The organism is Shewanella profunda, from assembly GCF_023283765.1.
Classification (GTDB): Bacteria; Pseudomonadota; Gammaproteobacteria; order Enterobacterales; family Shewanellaceae; genus Shewanella; species Shewanella profunda.
The window spans coordinates 38,919-58,027 of sequence record NZ_JAKILG010000010.1; the positions used below are offsets into that span (position 1 = coordinate 38,919).

15 protein-coding genes and 5 tRNA genes are annotated in these 19,109 nt (G+C 45.6%); 4 read left to right on the plus strand and 16 right to left on the minus strand.

The genetic code is table 11. The features are described from left to right. Positions 1-13 precede the first annotated feature (13 nt). Entirely contained in the window at positions 14-790 is a 777-nt protein-coding gene (locus L2744_RS07190) for a CLCA_X family protein (RefSeq protein ID WP_248991278.1), read from the plus strand. Positions 791-982: 192 nt separating this feature from the next. Here the strand turns inward: L2744_RS07190 and L2744_RS07195 are convergent, their stop codons facing one another. Beyond that, complete coding sequence (locus tag L2744_RS07195; protein WP_312018324.1) at positions 983-3,073, minus strand: TonB-dependent siderophore receptor; 2,091 nt, start codon at positions 3,071-3,073, stop codon at positions 983-985. Positions 3,074-3,202: 129 nt separating this feature from the next. On the opposite strand from L2744_RS07195, the gene L2744_RS07200 reads away from it, so the two are divergent. Further along, complete coding sequence (locus L2744_RS07200) at positions 3,203-4,372, plus strand: PepSY-associated TM helix domain-containing protein (RefSeq protein ID WP_248991280.1); 1,170 nt, start codon at positions 3,203-3,205, stop codon at positions 4,370-4,372. Beyond that, positions 4,372-4,839, plus strand: a complete 468-nt coding sequence (locus L2744_RS07205; RefSeq protein ID WP_248991281.1) for a PA2404 family protein — start codon at positions 4,372-4,374, stop codon at positions 4,837-4,839. Before L2744_RS07200 ends, L2744_RS07205 begins: the two co-directional genes overlap by 1 nt. A gap of 315 nt (positions 4,840-5,154) precedes the next feature. On the opposite strand, the gene nth is transcribed toward L2744_RS07205, so the two are convergent. From nth to L2744_RS07270, 13 genes are all read right to left on the minus strand, one after another. Continuing rightward, on the minus strand, positions 5,155-5,796 hold the full coding sequence (gene nth / locus L2744_RS07210; protein WP_248991282.1) for an endonuclease III: 642 nt from the start codon (positions 5,794-5,796) through the stop codon (positions 5,155-5,157). Between the two features lies 1 nt (position 5,797). Continuing rightward, complete coding sequence (locus L2744_RS07215) at positions 5,798-6,496, minus strand: electron transport complex subunit E (protein ID WP_248991283.1); 699 nt, start codon at positions 6,494-6,496, stop codon at positions 5,798-5,800. Then, complete coding sequence (rsxG, locus tag L2744_RS07220) at positions 6,489-7,127, minus strand: electron transport complex subunit RsxG (RefSeq protein WP_248991335.1); 639 nt, start codon at positions 7,125-7,127, stop codon at positions 6,489-6,491. Before rsxG ends, L2744_RS07215 begins: the two co-directional genes overlap by 8 nt. A 90-nt stretch (positions 7,128-7,217) precedes the next feature. Next, positions 7,218-8,267 carry an electron transport complex subunit RsxD gene (gene rsxD, locus L2744_RS07225; RefSeq protein ID WP_248991284.1) on the minus strand — a complete coding sequence of 350 codons (1,050 nt, stop codon included), beginning with the start codon at positions 8,265-8,267 and terminating at the stop codon, positions 7,218-7,220. Positions 8,268-8,294: 27 nt separating this feature from the next. After that, positions 8,295-10,736 carry an electron transport complex subunit RsxC gene (gene rsxC / locus L2744_RS07230; RefSeq protein ID WP_248991285.1) on the minus strand — a complete coding sequence of 814 codons (2,442 nt, stop codon included), beginning with the start codon at positions 10,734-10,736 and terminating at the stop codon, positions 8,295-8,297. Next, on the minus strand, positions 10,730-11,329 hold the full coding sequence (gene rsxB / locus L2744_RS07235; protein WP_248991286.1) for an electron transport complex subunit RsxB: 600 nt from the start codon (positions 11,327-11,329) through the stop codon (positions 10,730-10,732). The genes rsxC and rsxB overlap by 7 nt, the downstream gene beginning before the upstream one ends. A 1-nt stretch (position 11,330) precedes the next feature. Then, positions 11,331-11,906, minus strand: coding sequence for an electron transport complex subunit RsxA (rsxA, locus tag L2744_RS07240; RefSeq protein ID WP_248991287.1), 576 nt, complete (start codon positions 11,904-11,906; stop codon positions 11,331-11,333). A 125-nt stretch (positions 11,907-12,031) separates the two neighbouring features. Beyond that, positions 12,032-13,936 (minus strand): EAL domain-containing protein, encoded by a 1,905-nt coding sequence (locus L2744_RS07245; protein ID WP_248991288.1) that lies wholly within the window; start codon positions 13,934-13,936, stop codon positions 12,032-12,034. A gap of 203 nt (positions 13,937-14,139) precedes the next feature. Beyond that, positions 14,140-14,215: transfer RNA gene (locus L2744_RS07250), tRNA-Asn, on the minus strand. Positions 14,216-14,256: 41 nt separating this feature from the next. Continuing rightward, a tRNA-Asn gene (locus tag L2744_RS07255) sits at positions 14,257-14,332 on the minus strand. Between the two features lie 32 nt (positions 14,333-14,364). After that, a tRNA-Asn gene (locus L2744_RS07260) sits at positions 14,365-14,440 on the minus strand. A 32-nt stretch (positions 14,441-14,472) separates the two neighbouring features. Next, positions 14,473-14,548, minus strand: a tRNA-Asn gene (locus tag L2744_RS07265). A 57-nt stretch (positions 14,549-14,605) separates the two neighbouring features. Beyond that, a tRNA-Asn gene (locus L2744_RS07270) sits at positions 14,606-14,681 on the minus strand. Between the two features lie 885 nt (positions 14,682-15,566). Here L2744_RS07270 and uvrB point away from each other — a divergent pair. Next, positions 15,567-17,573, plus strand: coding sequence for an excinuclease ABC subunit UvrB (gene uvrB, locus L2744_RS07275; RefSeq protein WP_248991289.1), 2,007 nt, complete (start codon positions 15,567-15,569; stop codon positions 17,571-17,573). A 76-nt stretch (positions 17,574-17,649) separates the two neighbouring features. Here uvrB and rrtA read toward each other — a convergent pair whose 3' ends face one another. After that, a complete protein-coding gene (gene rrtA / locus L2744_RS07280) occupies positions 17,650-18,246 on the minus strand; it encodes a rhombosortase (protein WP_248991290.1) in 597 nt (198 codons plus the stop codon). Beyond that, positions 18,243-18,965, minus strand: a complete 723-nt coding sequence (gene queC, locus L2744_RS07285; protein ID WP_248991291.1) for a 7-cyano-7-deazaguanine synthase QueC — start codon at positions 18,963-18,965, stop codon at positions 18,243-18,245. Before queC ends, rrtA begins: the two co-directional genes overlap by 4 nt. Positions 18,966-19,109: the final 144 nt, after the last annotated feature.

The window sequence follows — 19,109 nt, forward strand, 5'->3', positions numbered from 1 at the left end:
TTGAAGGAAAGCCGTGTTAATCCGTCAACAATATATCCGCAGTGGTCCTGATTACCGTTTTGGTGAGCAGGTTTCTTTTTTGGATATTAAACAAACCTTTGGCTTTAGCCATGTTCGCGTCGGCCGCTGGGTAACGCGGGAAGAGTCCCGTATTGCTGCTAATCTGGTGTTTGACTCGCTTGCCGATCTTGCCTTTATCCTTAAATTGCCACCGTTAACCTTAGGATTGCGACAAACCTTAAGCCTTGCCTTTGGTCATGGCGGCCAAAAGGGTGTTCAGGCCCATTATGCTCCGGCGGTAAGGGAACTTGCGTTAGCTAAAAATGCAGGGGCGGGCGCATTAGCCCACGAGTTTTGGCATGCGTTTGACCATTACATTGCGCCTAAGGCGTTTAACGCTACCGCCGGGCGATTTTTGTGTGGCAGCGATCTTTGGCTTGCCGACGCACCTCCGATTAAGCATCCGCTAAATTTAAGGTTAGCGGAGATCTTTAAGGTGACCCTATTGAGCCCTGATGGTAAAGAGCCGAGCGATTATGTTCGCCACGCATTAGCTTTGGATAAGCGCTATGGCACACAGTATTTTTCACGGCCGACGGAAATGATGGCAAGGGCATTTGAAGCTTGTATTGAATCCTATCGGGATATTTCAAATCCCTATTTAGTCTCTGGAACGTCTTTTTCAGCAATGGCGAAGGAGGGCGCATATCCAGATGAGTCACATCGGCAGAGGATTTTTACGGCGTTGATCGATTATTTTGAACCTCTGGGAATAGCGCTGGCAAAATAAGCCGCTAATTCTTGTGTATTCGATGATGCATGCTGCGAAAGCCTTAATTGCAATATCGGCCTTAGGCGATATGTACACTAACTGGCTGCTATCTGTGAGCTAAATTGTGAGACGTCATCATTTCACTCAGCATAAAAATGCCGTGTCTGTTACGACACGGCATTATTGAGATTAACTTGCTAGAAACATGTCCTAGAAATTATAGCTTAGGCTTAACTCAATATTTCGCGGTTCACCGAAGAAACCTTGGTTGTAAAAATCAATGCTGGAGTAATATTTCTCATCGAATAAATTACTAATATTTAATTGAATTTTTGCGTCATCTGTCAGTTGATAGCTTGTCATCAGATTCACTAGGTAATAGCTGTCTTGCTCGGAGCGCTCGCCATTTGGACCTGCATCATCTTTGTAAATTTTACTCTGCCAGCTTAAGTTACCGCCGACTGTCAGATGCTCTAGTGCACCATCAAAGTGATAGAGTGAGGATAAACGAACTAAATCCTTTGGTAGATAGGTGCTAAAGGCTGAACCATCTTGATCTTCTGATTCACTATGGGTATAGCTGAAAAACAGATCCCAGTCTTCTGTTGGTCTACCGTTTAACTCAACTTCATAACCTTGGTTACTGGTCCCATCCACCAAGTGCATTGGATAATTGCCACCAGGTAAGGGAAGGGCGTTATCATCGCGTTCTGCCACATTTTCTTTTTGCACTTTAAATACGGCGATACTGGCGGTCAGTTTCTCATCGAAGAAATCGCCTTTAGCGCCCAGTTCAATATTATTCCCCGTCATGGGATCTAAGCGCTTATTGTTAGCATCTTTTGCATCCTGTGGCAGAAATATTTCGGTATAACTGGTGTAAATCGAGATGCTATCGGTCACATCGTACACTAGGCCAGCATAGGGCGTAATGACATCGCTATTGTTGTAGTCATCGTCTGCACTTGATTCATATTTATATTGGCTAATACGACCGCCGAGTAACAGCATCCATTGATCGTGCAGATTAATTTGTGTGGCGAGATAAGCGCCTTTTTGGATTTCTTCACCTTCTTGTGTTATTGGCGTTGACGGATAACTCGGTTCAGCAATTGAGCCATCCCATTCGAAGAAGTTGCCAACAGTGACCGTATCCAATGGGTAATAGGAGTCAGCAGTGATATCTTGCTTAGAGTAGAGTAGACCTGCGGTGAGTTTATGCTCGCGACCAAAGAGCTCGAATGGCCCAGAGGCAAATAGCCGCGCCGCATCTTGTTTACGGGTTGATTGATAGATCATCGCCGATGCCCCCATACCTAACCCTGTGGTTTTATCCGGCGCACCATAGAGATAGAGCAAGTGTCCGTCCATCTCATCTTCGCGATGCTCAACGTCAAATTTAACATCCCAATTATTATCAAAACCATGTTCAAGTGTTGCAAAGACGTTAGCGCCATTGCGTTGCCAGCTTGACCAAGAAGCAGCCGTCGTGGTCGAGCGGGACAAATCACTGGCTAAGCTGCCATCGGCGTAAAATAGAGGTATGCCGCCCCAAGTTGAACCTTTAGGATCGCGGTCACTGTAATCGGCGCCTAGGGTGAAAAGGGTATTGTCACTGAGTTTTGCTGTGATGACGCCATAAACTTGCAGGTTTTCATCTTCGGCAAGATCAACATAACTATCTGATTTTTCATAGGCTGCGGCAAAGCGAGCCTGCACATCACCATCATTAGTGACATCCACAGAGGCATCGCCTTCGACGCGATAGCTATCCCATGAGCCCACTTTTGCGCTGACATAACCGCCGGGTGTGGCTTTAGGACGTTTACGGATAAGGTTAATCGCCGCCGAGGGTTCACCTGCACCTGTTAAGAGTCCCGTTGCGCCACGTACGACTTCGACGCGATCGAATAGGATGGTGTCGGTTGAGGCATCGTTAAAGAAACTGGAATAGTTAACGGGCACACCATCAAACTGAAAATTGGTAATTGGATTGCCACGAGAGCTAAAGAAATAGCGGTTGGTTTCTGCTTTTTGTGCATAAACCCCCGGGGTTAAAAACATTAAATCAGCTACATTATTGAGTGAGAAACTTTGAATAAACTCTTGATCTATAATGGTCACTGATTGCGGCGTTTCCCGCAGCGTTAGGGGTAATCCCGTTGCGGTAGCGGCTTTATCTAAACGACTACCCTTGATACTGATGACCTCAATATTGGCATCGGACTGAGTCTCATCGGCGTAGGAGCTTGGCGCTAATAAAAGACTTGAAATGAGTGTAGCTAACAGCGATTTTTGCATCATGATTCCCCATCTGTGTTTTTTTGTGAGCTGCATTCTAATTGAAAACTATTATCAATACACTGTATTGATAACAATTCGTATTACCTTTACACTCACCAAATTGTAAAAGTGTTGGGGTAATCACATATGGCGAAGGTTAGTAACCGATTTTGGTTTATGTTGCATGGTTGGGTATCGCTCCCAATCTGGTTGTTATTTTGTTTTGTTTGTTTAACAGGCACGATTGCGGTACTCAGTCATGAACTTACATGGCTCAGCAATCCTGCATCCCGTGCCGTTAATCCTGACAATTTGCCTGCCAAATCCGTTGATGAATTAGTGGCTACAGTAGAAAATGCCCATCCTACGGCACAGGTGACAGGGGTTATGACCCTCGAGCCTTATCTTGTGAATGCGGTGATGTTTACCGATGTGGATAAACCCTATGCTATTGCTTACGTTAATCAGTACACGGGCGAGATCCAACAGATCAATGAAGGACTGACTTTTATTGGTTTTATGCGTTCATTGCACGGTTGGTTGTTATTCCCATGGCCTGGTAGCTATAGCGTGGGGTATTACCTTGTCTGCTCTATGGCGGTATTGATGCTGGCATCTTTAATCACAGGATTAATTGTTTATAAGCGTTTCTGGCGCAGTTTTTTTGTCCCTAAACTGCGTGTCACGCAAGGCAAAAAGACCCTGTTAGCCGATTTACATAAATTATCCGGCGTTTGGTCGATTTGGTTTATCGCTATTATGAGCGCAACGGGTTTATGGTATTTAGTCCAAGCGGTTTTTTGGCATGCCGATATTGATATCGAGCCACACGCGCCTTTAATTGTGGCGGAGCAAGTCCCTTTACTTAAAGACGGAGAGACAAATATACCCATTCCAGCAGTATCGCTTAATCAAGCTCTTACTATTGCACTGGCGCGCTTTCCCGATTTCCAACCCAGTTATGTGATGTTGCCTGAACATAACCGAGATATGTATCACCTAAGCGGTAGTGGGGATCATATTTTTTATGATGAATATTCCTACAGCCTTAGCATTAACCCTTGGACGGGTGAAATTGCTAAAGCATCATCACCCGAAACAATGACAGGTATCCAAACCCTGATGCACATTGCCGATCCGCTGCACTACGGCACTATTGGGGGGATTTGGACTAAGTTTATTTGGTTTGTGTTTGGCTTAATTTTATCGGGCATGTCGATTACGGGTTTTATGATGTGGGGATTACGCAATGTGCGAGCCTTTAAAAAAGCGGGATCAGATGACTTAGCCGCTGACATGTTAGGGGAGATACGTTAATGGCTTTTAATCGCTCAGTATTTTGGCAAAAAAACAAATATAAGCTAAATGGCTTGATTCTATTATTACCCTTTCTATTTTTGTATCAGTCATTAACCCCTAGTTTTCCGGCTGCATGGCAAGCGCAGGAGTTAGGCGAGTTTAAAATTGCACCTATGCCATTAAATATGAAGGGACCTTATCAACATCATGATGAATATGTGAAAGATTTTATGTTGATTTTTGAGAAAGGGGATACAGAACAAATTCGTCAAGGCTATGCCAATATTGGCCCTGTCGCATTACCACTTAGCCAATTACAACAGGGGGAAAACGGTGTGCTCCATGGCAGTAAGTATGGGCAACACGTGCATGCTATCGCAGGGGTGAAACTGTCATCGAGTGATAGTTTGTGGGTCTCTATTCAAAATTGGCAGGGGGAGTGGCTGGTGGCAAAGTGGCCAATACCTAAAGAATTGTTGATCTAGCATTTTATACCAATCACATTAAATATCTAATCAGTTCAGAGCCTCACAGGCATCTCAATCCAAGGCGCATTGACGCAGAAATGGCATTCCCTTTTAAGTCAATGTAACAAGGGAGTGGGATGCCTGTGTTGCTCCCGAAGGGCGGGTTTCTAAGCGCTTTATACTGCGTTTAAGGCTTTCGACAGAGCACCACTATGCCTTCAAGCCTTGGCCTTGTCTAAAGCGCTTTGAACTCCCGCTAAATGAACAGATATTTAATACGATTGGTATTTAGCAGGCAATCCCATGTGTAGTGGGATTGTCTGTTCAATAGGTTTACTCTTCGGGATAAACCTTCTCTTTAAATTCACACAGATCTTCTATGATGCAACTGCCGCAGCGGGGTTTTCGTGCTAAACAAGTGTAGCGGCCGTGCAGAATAAACCAATGGTGTACATCAACTTTAAACTCATCCGGCACGACTTTTAGCATCCGTTCTTCTACTTCAACCACGTTTTTACCCGGTGCAAATTTAGTGCGATTGGCAAGGCGAAAAATGTGAGTATCTACGGCAATTGTCGGCCAACCAAAGGCGGTATTGAGTACCACGTTCGCGGTTTTTCTCCCCACACCGGGTAGCGCTTCTAGGGCTTCTCTGTCCTCAGGGACTTCACCATTGTATTTCTCAATTAAGATTTCGCAGGCTTTGATCACATTGATGGCTTTGTTGTTATAGAGGCCAATAGTCTTGATATATTGTTTTAAACCATCCACGCCAAGGGCATAAATACTGTGGGCAGTATTAGCCAACGGAAAAAGCTTGTCGGTGGCCTTATTGACACTCACATCAGTCGCTTGGGCCGACAGGGTTACTGCGACTAACAACTCAAAGGGGCTAGAAAAGTTGAGCTCAGTTTCGGGTTTGGGATTGTTATCCCGCAGACGGCTGAGGATCTGGATGCGTTTTGCTTGATTCATACTAACTGACCTTAGTGATCCGTGCGCGTGTCACACTAGGCTCGGTGGCAACTTGAGGTTGGTGCTCCTTGAGCTTTTTATCAATCACATTCTTTAACGCAATCAATAAGCCCATCACAATAAAGGCGCCTGGTGGCAGCATGGCGAGTAAAAATGGGGTATCCACTTGCCATACATGGATAGTTAAGGATTTAGCCCAAGGGCCGAGCAGTTGATCGGCACCATCAAATAGGGTGCCTTGACCTAAGATTTCCCGTGTTGCCCCTAATGCTGCCAGCACTAAAGTAAAACCTAGTCCCATCATTAAGCCATCAAAGGCAGCGCTAAAGGCATTATTGCGTGAGGCAAAGGCTTCGGCACGGCCAATGATGATGCAGTTTGTTACGATTAACGGCAGAAAAATCCCAAGGGATAAATACAAACCATAGGCATAGGCATTGATCAGCAACTGCACTGTGGTTACCAGCGCTGCGATAATCATCACAAACACCGGAATACGGATTTCTTTAGGCACATAGTCGCGCACCAGCGACACAAGAATGTTAGAGCTAATTAGTACCAACAGGGTGGCTATACCTAACCCTAGGGCATTGGTGATTGTGGCAGTAACCGCAAGGAGCGGGCATAGGCCCAATAGTTGTACTAAGCCTGGGTTATTTTTCCACAGACCTTGCCAAGCAATTTCGCGATAATTAGTCATGTTTTATCTCACAATTCAGTGGCTGACTGAAAATTTGCGCTTGGTTGTTGTTAAAGTACCATACCGCACGTTTAACCGCTTTGACATAGGCGCGTGGAGTGATTGTGGCGCCGGTAAATTGATCAAAGTCGCCGCCGTCTTTTTTCACAAGCCATTGTTTGTCATCTTCAGAATCCAGCAGTTTACCCACAAACTGCATCACCCAATCGGATTTTCGTAGATCGATTTTGTCACCTAACCCTGGCGTTTCTTGGTGTGATAGGGTGCGAACACCAAGGACTTCTCCTTGGGTATTAATCCCTACAATCAATTTGATATTACCGTTGTACCCATCGGGAGCTATGGCCTCTAGCGCAATCGCTACAGGTTTACCCGCATTGGTTGCAATATAGGCTGGCATTGGATTTTCAGTGCCTAAAGCCTCCCTATTTTGCAGCAAAGTACATTGGGCGGTGAGCTCGTTGTCGTGGATTTCATCTGGGATCAATTGGTGCAGCACCTTCATTAACTCTTGCTGCTCTTGCTGCTTAATTTTGTCAAAGGTTTGCTGATTGACCATGGCCACTAAACCCGTACAAATCAATGCAAACAGTGCTAACAAAAAACCATTTTTAATCATTGGATTTTTCAACATCTTTTCCTCAAGCTCTCGTTGCCCGCAGAATAGTCTTCTTTCGTAGCATAACTAGCCTACAGAATGATCCCAGCTTGTAGAGTGACCCTAGCTTGTAGAATGACCATAGCTACGTGGACGAACGTAATAGTCAATAAAGGGAGCACAAAGGTTTGCCAGTAATACGGCAAAGGCAAAAGCATCAGGGTAGCCACCTTGAGTGCGAATGATATACACCAATACACCAATTAAAGCACCGAAGATAATACGCCCACGGGGACTCGTTGCGGCTGTTACAGGATCTGTCGCAATAAAAAATGCCGCTAACATGGTTGCGCCAGAAAATAAATGAAACAGTGGACTGCCTTGAGTATCGGGTGACAGTAAAAAACCAACACTGGAAGCGACAAACAGTCCTGCTAACACGCCAGTACTGATATGCCAACGAATAGCTTTAAGTTTAAGCAGCACTAAGCCACCGCCAAGATAGGCCAAATTTACCCAGAACCAACCTACACCTGTAGCGCCATCAAAAATGGCTTTTGTCATACTTTCAGTGCGGGTTAATCCCATGGATAAATCGGTTTTTAAGGTATCGAGCGGTGTCGCCATGGCAACGCCATCAATCCCTAAACGAAATTGATCCATATTCACATGGGCGCCGATATTGAAGATAAGCTGCAAGCTATCAAGGACACTCGGGGAGTGCATTACAACTGTGCTAGGCGCTATCCAAGTGGTCATTTGTACCGGAAACGAAATCAACAGTAATACATAAGCCGCCATGGCTGGATTAAACAGGTTATGGCCTAGACCCCCGTAAAGGTGCTTAACTACGATGATGGCAAAGGTGGTCCCGATAACGATCATCCACCAAGGGGCGAGTGGCGGGATGGCCACCCCAATCAAGATCGCGGTCAGCATGGCACTGTTATCGCTTAAGCTGGCTTTGATACTGCGGTTACGCAGTTTCATTACCGCGGCTTCAGCGCTTAATGCAACGATAATCGCCAGCAGCACTTGCACGAGCGTACCCCAACCAAAAAAGGCGCATTGCACCACAAGGCCTGGCAGTAAACATAAAATCACCCGCTGCATAACAGTAGAAGTATGCAGATTTTGTGTTACATGGGGTGATGAGGCTATTTTAAACGCCATCGTTATTCCTTTTAATCATTCTAATCTTCAGTCATTAACGCTCGAGTCACTTGAAGCATGGGCTTCTTGTGCGGCTTTTTTGGCTTTGGCCTTGGCGATCGTTGCTGCAATACGGGCTTTTTTCAGCTCATCGCTTGATAAAGACGCAGTTTCAATGGGCTCGGAAGTGGGCTTAGCCGATTGCACATCGGCTAAGGATCCAGTTGCCACACTATCAACGGTTTCTTTCGCCGATGGCAATGCCAAACTGGATTGAGTTTGACTATCTTCAACCGATTCAAGTTCTGGCTCGACCTCGACCTTCGATGCAGTGTTAGGCTCAGCCGTTGTTAATACTGCCTGCGCGGCTTTTTTTGCCTTAGCACGGGCAACGGCTGCTGCAACTTTAGCCTTTTTAATCGCTTCAGCATCGTCAATAGCAGCATCAGCATTAACTTCACCTAGTGTGTAGGAAGTCGATTCGGCTTCTGTGGTAGTGGTTTGGCTTAAAGAATCTTCAGTCTTTGTTTCAGCTTGCTGGGCTGCTTTTTTTGCCTTGGCGCGTGCTACTGCGGCAGCGACTTTGGCCTTTTTATCATCGGCAGCCGTTAACTCTGATGCGTTGTCAGCTGTGTCTGCAGTGTCTGTTGTCTCAAGTTGTGCCTTATCTGTCTGCTGAGCTGCTTTTTTCGCCTTAGCACGCGCAATCGCGGCGGCAACTTTGTCTTTCTGGGACAATGGTTCATCTTGCGATATGGCACCTGTTGGTGAGCTTGGTGCGTCACTCACCTTGACTGTGACCACATTACTCGTATCTGAATCTTCGGCATTCGCTGCCGCGGCTTTCTTCGCCTTAGCGCGCGCAATCGCAGCAGCAACGGCCGCCTTACCTTGAGGAGCGTCTTTAAGTTCGGCAGTGGTAACAACATTTGCAGTGTTATCTGATGCTTGTACTGCAGCCTTTTTCGCGGCGATACGTGCCATCGCTTCGGCTACGGCATTTTTATCTGTGCCCGTCATGGTTGCCTGACGGCGTTCAGCCGCCTCTCTAGCTTTGGCTTCTCGGGCGAGTTTTTCTTCCTCGAGGCGGGCTAAACGTGCTTCAAAGCGCTGTTTCGCGCGTTCAGCCTGTTGCTTCTCATCGGCAGCTTGTTTTAAGGCCGACTTGGCAATGCGGTAGTATTCCACTAAGGGAATATCACTCGGACAAACATAACTACAGCAGCCACATTCAATACAATCTTTTAAGTTAAAAGTGGCGGCTTTATCGTATTCTTCAGCTTTTGCGTGCCAAAAGAGTTGCTGTGGTAGCAACAGTGCAGGACAGACATTGGCGCATTCGCCGCAGCGAATACAGGCCTTTTCGTCAGGAGTGGTATCAATTTCTTGGTTGCTAGGCACAAGCACACAGTTTGTGCCTTTTAAAATAGGCACGTGGATATTGGCTAGCGCATGACCCATCATGGGGCCACCAATAATTATTTTTTGCTCTGGATCAGGCTTAAACTCAGTTTCCGCTAGCACATGTGCAACGGGCGTACCTATCGGGATCCAATAGTTGCCGGGTTTGCCAACATTTTTACCCGTCACAGTGACAACGCGCTCAACCAGCGGTTTACCTTGAACAACGGCTTGATAGATAGCAAAAGCAGTGCCGACGTTATGGACAACAATGCCGAGTTTGGCAGGAATAGCGCCAGAGGGTACTTCACGGCCAGTAATGATCTGAATAAGCTGTTTTTCACCGCCTGAAGGATATTTTGTTGGGATAACTGTGACTCGAACACTGCCTGCAGGTAGAGCACTTTGCGCTACGGCCACTTGCATGGCTTTGATCGCCTCAGGCTTATTATCCTCGATGGCAATAACGATGCGTTTTGGTGTTAATAACCGATAAATAATCCCAATACCTGCCAGAATATTTTGGCTGTATTCACGCATTAATCTGTCATCTGAGCTGATATAAGGCTCACATTCGACGCCGTTGATAATGACTAAATCAATTTCGCTCGCGGGATTGAGTTTGATATGGCTTGGAAAAGCCGCGCCGCCCATGCCAGCAACGCCAGAATGATGGATCTTATCGATGATTTGCTGATGACTTAGGCTATCTAGCTCATTGGGGACTAATTCACACCAAGTGTCTTTGCCGTCGGCTTCAATCACACATGTGTTAACGGGAAGGGCTGAGGCATGGTTGCTGACCCTTGGTTCAATGGCAACGATAGTGCCCGATGTCGGGGCGTGCACTGGCAAATGCCAAATGGAGTTGCCTTGGGTTAATGGTGTGCCCTTTAGCACTGTATCGCCAACCTTGACCGCAAGTGTGCAGTTTTCACCCACCTGAGGTACAGGGACTAAGTAGGTCTTCGCTAATGGCAGTTTTGCGATGGGAGTGCCATTTGAGAGAAATTTGACTTCTGGAGGGTGTATACCACCGTGCGAGCGCCAAAGAGTTCCTTTATCTAATTGATCTAATAAAGTTAGCACCGCTTATCCTCTTCTAACATTGTCTCTTTGTCCCCAGTCTCTTGGAGCAGAGTCACTGGGATAGCATTTAAACGCCAGTTCCAATTTTTAAGGTTTTGGGTTACGGGGAGCATATCAATACAATCGACCGGGCAAGGTTCAACACAGAGATCACAACCTGTGCAATCTGTGGTGAGTACGGTATGCATCAGTTTACCTGCACCGATAATGGCATCCACGGGGCAGGCCTGAATGCACTTAGTGCAGCCAATACACTCATCCTCACGGATAAAGGCGACTTTTTTGACCTGCGATTGCGCCTCTGCATTGAGGGGTTCAGGCTCGACTCCCATCAGATCCGCAAGCTTCTCCATGGTTGCAGTGCCACCAGGCGGGCATTTATTGACTTTATCGCCATTGGCTATCGCTTGGGCATAGGGGCGACAACCAGGATAACCACATTGGCCACATTGGGTTTGTGGCAGTATGGCTTCGAGCTCATCAACAATTGGGTTACCTTCAACCTTAAATTTAAGGGCGGCAAAACCGAGTAATACCCCAAAGACCAATGCCAGCAGGGTCAACAATATGACTGCAATTAAAATTGTGGACATCTTACTTAACCAATCCTGTGAATCCCATAAAGGCGAGAGACATTAAACCTGCGGTGATCATGGCAATGGCGCCGCCTTTGAAAGGTAAAGGCACATCGGCGGCTAACCGTTCGCGCATGGCTGAGAATAGGATTAACACGAGTGAGAAACCCACAGCTGCGCCAAAGCCATAGATAGCCGATTGAATAAAATCATGCTTCTCATTGACATTGAGCAGGGCGACTCCGAGTACGGCACAGTTAGTCGTGATCAGTGGCAGGTAAATCCCTAAGGCTCGGTGCAGGGCAGCACTAGTTTTTTGTACCACCATTTCAGTAAATTGCACCACAACAGCAATCACTAAAATAAAACTCATGGTGCGTAAGTAACTCAGATCAAAGGGCAATAATAGGTATTGATTCACTAGGTAACTGAGAATGGAGGCTAAGGTCAACACAAAGGTGGTTGCCATAGACATGCCAATAGCGGACTCCAATTTACTGGAGACCCCCATAAAAGGACATAAACCTAAGAATTTCACTAAAACGAAATTGTTGACCAGTACAGTGCTGATCAACAACAGGAGATATTCAGTCATCTCAATACTTGTTTAAACGGATCTTGGCCGTATTATCGACTTTTCCGTTTGCATAAACAACATATAGAATGCAGGGTTAAGCATCTTTACTGTAAAGAATGCTGATGAATTCACCCATTGCTTAACTAAATTTGATCTAGGTTCGTCATCGCTTGAGGCTGAGCAATGTAATAGCCTTGCAGACCATCGACTAAGAGTTTTTCTAGGGTCAGTTTTTCTTCTTGGCGCTCAACACTAGTTGCTATCACGCGAATACCTATTCGCCTCGCCACATCCACCATCATACGCACGAAAAATTTGTTATTGCTGTCTTCATCGATATTTGAAGTGTAGCTACCATCGAGCTTAATGTAGTCTGGACGTACCTCGCTGAAAAATTTAAAGGAGGTAAAGCTCATACCAAAGCGCTCAATTGAGACTCGAGAACCCACGCTATGCACCTCACGAACAAACTTGTGGCTAGCGCCTAAATTGGATTGCATGCCTGATTCGTTGATCTCAAATATTAGCCGTGAAGCGATATACTTTTGCTTGCCTAAAATATCCTTTAGCCATCCGACAAAGAGTTCTTGATGGGCCGAAAAGGCGCTAATGTTTACCCCAAAATTACCATTTATTGTTGGATTTTCCTTAAGCATCTTTAATGTACTGATCACAACTAATTTATCTAACTCAATGCTCATTCCATGGCGCTCAGCCATGGCAATGACTGTTGTTGTCGGCAGAAATTTACCTTCACTGTTATAAAAACGCGCTAAAAGCTCACGGTAAACCTCAACTTCTGTTCTGCATGGTTGAATCGGTTGTTGATAGAATTTAAGTGCTTTACGACTAATTAAGTCATGGATAGCGAGTTTCCAACGATCATCGCCAAATTGCTCGTTGCCGTTGAGCTTTTCTTGAATGTGATAGCTATTAGGGCCCAATGTTTGTGCAATACTCACTGCCGTGTCGGCAAGAGTCAGTAAATGAACTGCATCTACCCCCTGTTGATAGGGAACTAAACCAATATGAGCCACTGATTCTGTTTTGGTCATTTGTTGATATTCATCGAGATATACTTTTAATTGGTCTAAAAACTTAGGCCCATCTTTAAGCACAGTATCTGGGATAAATATGGCAAAATCTGCGCTCGATACTCGGTAACATTGGGCGTCAGGGTATTTGGTGCATGCTTTGCGGATACAGTTGGCTACGCGAGCTAAATAGTCATCTCCCGCGGAACGCCCCTGTTGTTGGTTGATATTGGCAAGTTCGGTCGCTTTGACCATGACCATCAATCCAAGCTGTGGGATATCACGATTACTGATGGCTTCTAACTTATTGGTGAAGCGTGGTCGACTACCAAAGCCTGTTATTGGATCCTGATAGGCGACTTTATGCAGTTTCTCGTTCTCTTGGGTGAGTTTGTCGATCTGTACTTTAAGTTGATTACGGCAATCTTCTAACGCCAGTTTAATGGGATTTAATTCGCCATTGAGCTTAGAGGCGGCGAGGGCGGAAAAGCTCATATCGGGAATATGCGAAATATAATCGGCGGCATATCGAATAGCCGCTTTGAGCTTTGCCATTAAAAACGTAAAAATTAACAGCAAAATGATGAAGGTCACCAGGAGCATTAACCCTAGTTTTTCAGTATTTGAGATGGTTTGTTCTATTTGCTCGTTGGCGCTGAGTTTTACCTGTAAACGGCCTGTGGCTAATTTCTGAGTATGGGATAAATCGAGGGAGAACAATCCAGCCAGTGGGTGCGTATTCTGAGTGGTAAGCTTACCTTCGGTATGATTCAGTTCACCATCAGTATCATCAATATACTGAAAAAACTGAAATTGATACTTGGTTGATAAGGCGTTAAAGAGTTCTTTACCATTGCCTTGCCATTGGGAGTAAGCCGTTAAATCCGCTTTAAAACTATCGAGTTCTTGCTGTTGCTGGATTTGCAATTGGCTATTTTCACTTTGATAAACACCTGCCAATAGCGCTAAAAAGATCAGTAATAAAAAGACTGGATATGATTTTGACATGGTCATAAAAATCCGCTCTCAATTCAGGCGAGTCTTGCAACAGTCTATTGGGTGAATTTTAGTCCAACACCACACTCTGTGTGAAGATACTCATGATTTTATTTAACAAACTGATCACAGTGTAACTGCATTTGGTTTAAAACAAAATTGAATTGCTGGAAGTGGATAACTAAAGAGGGGATTGTTTTAAATGAATATGGGGATAAAAATGGCTCCCCTGACTGGACTTGAACCAGTGACATACGGATTAACAGTCCGCCGTTCTACCGACTGAACTACAGGGGAGTAGAGGATGCGATATACTATCGACTTATTATGATTAAAATTGGCTCCCCTGACTGGACTTGAACCAGTGACATACGGATTAACAGTCCGCCGTTCTACCGACTGAACTACAGGGGAATCATTTTAATGCAATAGCTAAGCAGTGTAATTGGCTCCCCTGACTGGACTTGAACCAGTGACATACGGATTAACAGTCCGCCGTTCTACCGACTGAACTACAGGGGAATCATTTTAATACAACAGCTAAGCAGTGTAATTGGCTCCCCTGACTGGACTTGAACCAGTGACATACGGATTAACAGTCCGCCGTTCTACCGACTGAACTACAGGGGAATCGTTTATAATTACTTTTACTGCTTGTTCTTACTTATTTTTATGACGTGCTTAAATTGGCTCCCCTGACTGGACTTGAACCAGTGACATACGGATTAACAGTCCGCCGTTCTACCGACTGAACTACAGGGGAATCATTTCGCTCGATCATATTGACTCGTTGAGAACGGAGCGCATAGTAAAACGCCCAGTTGGATGAGTCAACTCGAGTTACTAAAAAAAGTGTAATTATGCTGTTAAGTGCTCATCTAATGTGCATCGTGGTGTAGAAATCGACATTTTCCTAAAGAAATAACTTATCTTTTCGGAAGATAGCGCTTCGAAATGATGAAATTTAATGAAAAAATAGCGGCGATGACTCGCGATGGAATTGATAGCAATAAGCTTCAGTTGGGCAGGCATAGTGTCATAGCCAAGCATGCTGCTCAATAGCAGTTTGGGGTGCGTTAATACATAGAAACTCGACATCGTTTCAGATTGTGAAATTGAGAAAGTGGCAACATTTATCAAATGTAATTTTATTACCAAATGTTGCTTTGCTGTTATTGAACAATGCAACAGGGCTCAATCCCGCATGAACTCTAGGTTATTTCGACTTATCAACAAATTCTGTGGATAACCCTGTGGGTGGTATGAAAAAACAAGCGGCAAAGCCTTGTGCTATGGGCGATAGGCTTAAATTGCACTATTTTGGCTATTAAAAAATAAAATCAATAAAATCAATAAAATACTAAAAGCAACTGTGATTTTCATCCACTCTCAACGTCGTTGCATTTTTGTAATATAGTGAAACACCTGTCTTGTGTATTAAATTGGCATTTCTACTGAGTTTTAGCGCATTTTATAGACATATTTAGCCCTAAATTGCTGTGGTTAAAAAGTTTCATATTTTGTCCATCAAGTTGTCATCTTAGCAAGTTAGCCATGGCATTTGGGTCGAAGGTGATCTTGGATAAGTGCTGGAGCTTAGTCCGCGACTTGATTAGAATGGTTCGACTAACCAAAAGGATATGTACGCGTGTCAGAATCTGTTTTTCAGCTTGAATCGCAATTCGCCCCAGCGGGCGATCAGCCCACGGCCATAGCAAAGCTGGTTGATGGTTTAGAGTCGGGGCTTGCTTGCCAAACATTGCTTGGGGTAACGGGATCAGGTAAGACTTTTACGATTGCGAATGTGATTGCTAAGCTCGGGCGGCCAACGATTATCATGGCGCCCAATAAAACCCTCGCAGCGCAGCTTTATGGAGAGATGAAAGAGTTCTTTCCCCATAATGCGGTCGAGTATTTTGTCTCTTACTACGATTATTATCAGCCTGAAGCCTATGTACCTGCATCAAATACCTTTATTGAGAAAGACGCCTCAGTCAATGCCCACATAGAACAGATGCGTTTATCCGCCACTAAGGCGCTGTTAGAGCGCAAAGATGTGGTGTTAATTGCCTCTGTATCGGCAATTTATGGCCTGGGCGATCCCGACTCCTATTTGAAAATGTTGCTGCATCTACGCCAAGGCGATGTGATGGGGCAACGTGATATATTAATTCGCCTCAGTGAATTGCAATATAAGCGCAATGATATTGAACTACAGCGTGGTACTTATCGCGTTCGTGGTGAAGTGATCGATATTTTCCCCGCTGATTCTGAGCGTAATGCCATCCGAGTTGAGTTGTTTGACGATGAGATTGAGCGTTTAAGTGAGTTTGACTCATTAACTGGTCATATCATTAAACGTATCGCCCGCACCACGGTTTACCCTAAAACGCACTATGTCACGCCGCGGGAAAAAATCATCGCCGCCACTGAGTTTATTAAAGAAGAACTGCGCGAGCGTAAGCAGTATCTGCTCGATAACAATAAGTTGATTGAAGCCCAGCGTATCCATGAGCGGGTACAATACGATGTGGAAATGATGGTTGAGTTGGGTTATTGCTCCGGGATTGAAAACTACTCGCGGTATTTGTCTGGCCGCGCGCCGGGGGAAGGGCCACCAACCTTACTCGACTATTTGCCCGCCGATGGTTTGCTCATTATTGATGAGTCCCATGTGACTGTGCCGCAAATTGGCGCTATGTATAAAGGCGATCGTTCCCGTAAAACCACCTTAGTGGAATATGGCTTTAGATTGCCATCGGCATTAGATAATCGGCCGCTCAAATTTGAAGAGTTTGAGCAGTTAATGCCGCAAACTATTTATGTGTCGGCGACGCCTAGCCTCTATGAGCTGGAAAAGAGTGAAGGAGAGATAGCTGAACAAGTTGTCCGGCCCACAGGATTGCTCGATCCCGAGCTGGAAGTACGCCCTGTGGCGACACAGGTCGATGATTTATTATCTGAAATCGCCAAACGTGTCGCGGTCAATGAGCGGGTATTAGTCACCACATTGACCAAGCGGATGTCGGAGGATTTAACCGAATACCTTGATGAGCATGGGGTTAAGGTGCGTTATTTGCACTCGGATATCGATACGGTTGAGCGGGTCGAAATCATCCGCGATTTGCGCTTAGGCAAGTTTGATGTCTTGGTTGGTATCAACCTATTGCGTGAAGGTTTAGATATGCCAGAAGTCTCCCTGGTCTGCATTTTAGATGCTGATAAAGAGGGCTTCTTGCGATCGGAACGTTCGCTTATCCAAACCATCGGTCGCGCAGCGCGTAACGTCAATGGTAAAGTGATCCTCTACGGCGATCGCATCACCAATTCGATGGCAAAAGCGATAGGTGAAACAGATAGACGTCGTGAGCGGCAGCGTGCCCATAACTTGAAGCACGGCATAGTGCCAAAGGGGGTGGTAAAACGCATTACCGACGTGATGGATGTGGATGATGGCCGCGAAAGCAAAGCGGTTTATGGCAAAGTGGCGGAATCTAAGTCCCATTACCACCATGCGGACGCCGCAGAGCTCAGTCATCAAATTGATCAGCTTGAGAAGAAAATGCATGAACATGCGCGCAACTTAGAGTTTGAACAAGCGGCGGCAATGCGTGATGAAGTGAAGCATCTACGGGATTTGTTGATCAAGGCGTAGATTTATTGTTGAGCTAAATATAAAAAGCCGTCCAACATTCAATGTGGTGACGGCTTTTTAATGTCTGCAGATTGGTTTAAACGGTGACTTTGGAGTCACCCAATTTAAGCTTGATGAACATTGCTAAAGCGCAAATCAGCCCGCAGATTAAGCCGACCAAATGCGCTTCGGTTGCTACGCGCGCACCTATCATGGCGGTGACATCACTGCTGGCACCATAAAGCTGTTCGTGGCCGACTTTAATCATAACCCCAACGAGCAGCAGATACCCAGAGCGCATCTTACGGGTTATATCCTGCAGCGCGCCATAGGCGAATAAGCCGTGCAACATGCCGCTTAAACCGACATAACCGAGTAATTGTGGATAGCCCAAATATAAGCCTATGCCTTCGAGTAAACATAACACGAGAAATAGCGCACTCAAGCCTTTGAGATGGTAGTGGAAATGGTGCAAAAACAGCACCACCCACAGCCCTGCTAAATTCATCAACAGATGCCAATGGTTGGTGTGCAGTAAATTACCGCTGACCAAACGCCACCATTCACCCTCTGCAATTGCGCTACGGCGATAGGCGAGCAGGTTGTCGATAGCAGGATTTGCCAAGCCAGCGACATACAAACCTGCACACATCAGACTCACAATCAGCGCGACCCAATAGGGGCTACGTGTCATGCTTTAGGCTCGCTGGCATCGAGTGAGGCCATTACTGCGGCCTTATCCTGTAGATAATCCTCTAATCCCCGTTTGCGAAGATGACAGGCTGGGCAATCACCACAACCATCGCCGATCACGCCGTTATAGCAGGTGAGGGTGTGGTGGCGAACCAGATCGAGTTGCTGATATTTATCCGCCAGTGCCCAGGTTTGTGCCTTATTGAGCCACATTAACGGCGTGACAATATTAAGCTGTTTATCCATACCTTGGACTAAGGCCGACTCCATGGCTTTGACAAAGTCGTTGCGACAATCTGGGTAGCCTGAAAAATCCGTTTCACAAACCCCTGTGATAATCGCCTGTGCGCCTAATTGATAGGCATAAATTCCTGCAAGCGTCAGAAACAGAATATTACGGCCGGGCACGAAGGTATTGGGCAGGCCATTTTCCATCAACTCGTGTGAAACGGGTATCGCATCACGGGTGAGTGCTGAAATCGCTAGCTCATTCAATAAGGTCACATCCATGACTTTATGGCTGGTGATCTTCAAGCGTTTTGCTAAGGATTTGGCGACTTCAATTTCTTCGCGGTGACGTTGACCGTAGTCAAAGGTGATCCCATGTACTTCATCGTACTGGGTTAGGGCTTGAATAAGACAGGTTGTCGAGTCCTGTCCGCCACTGAATACGACTACTGCTTTGGATGCTACCGTTTTTGACTCTAAGCTCGTTGACATAAAGGATTTCACTTAACCGTAGAACAGGTATAAATAGGGCGTTAGTGTAACTCAGGCTATAGGGCTTGCAAACTCTTGCTCGTTGTTTGCTATAGGCTGTTATCGACGCAAAAACTTGCAGCCCAAGCTAAAATCCACTATAAA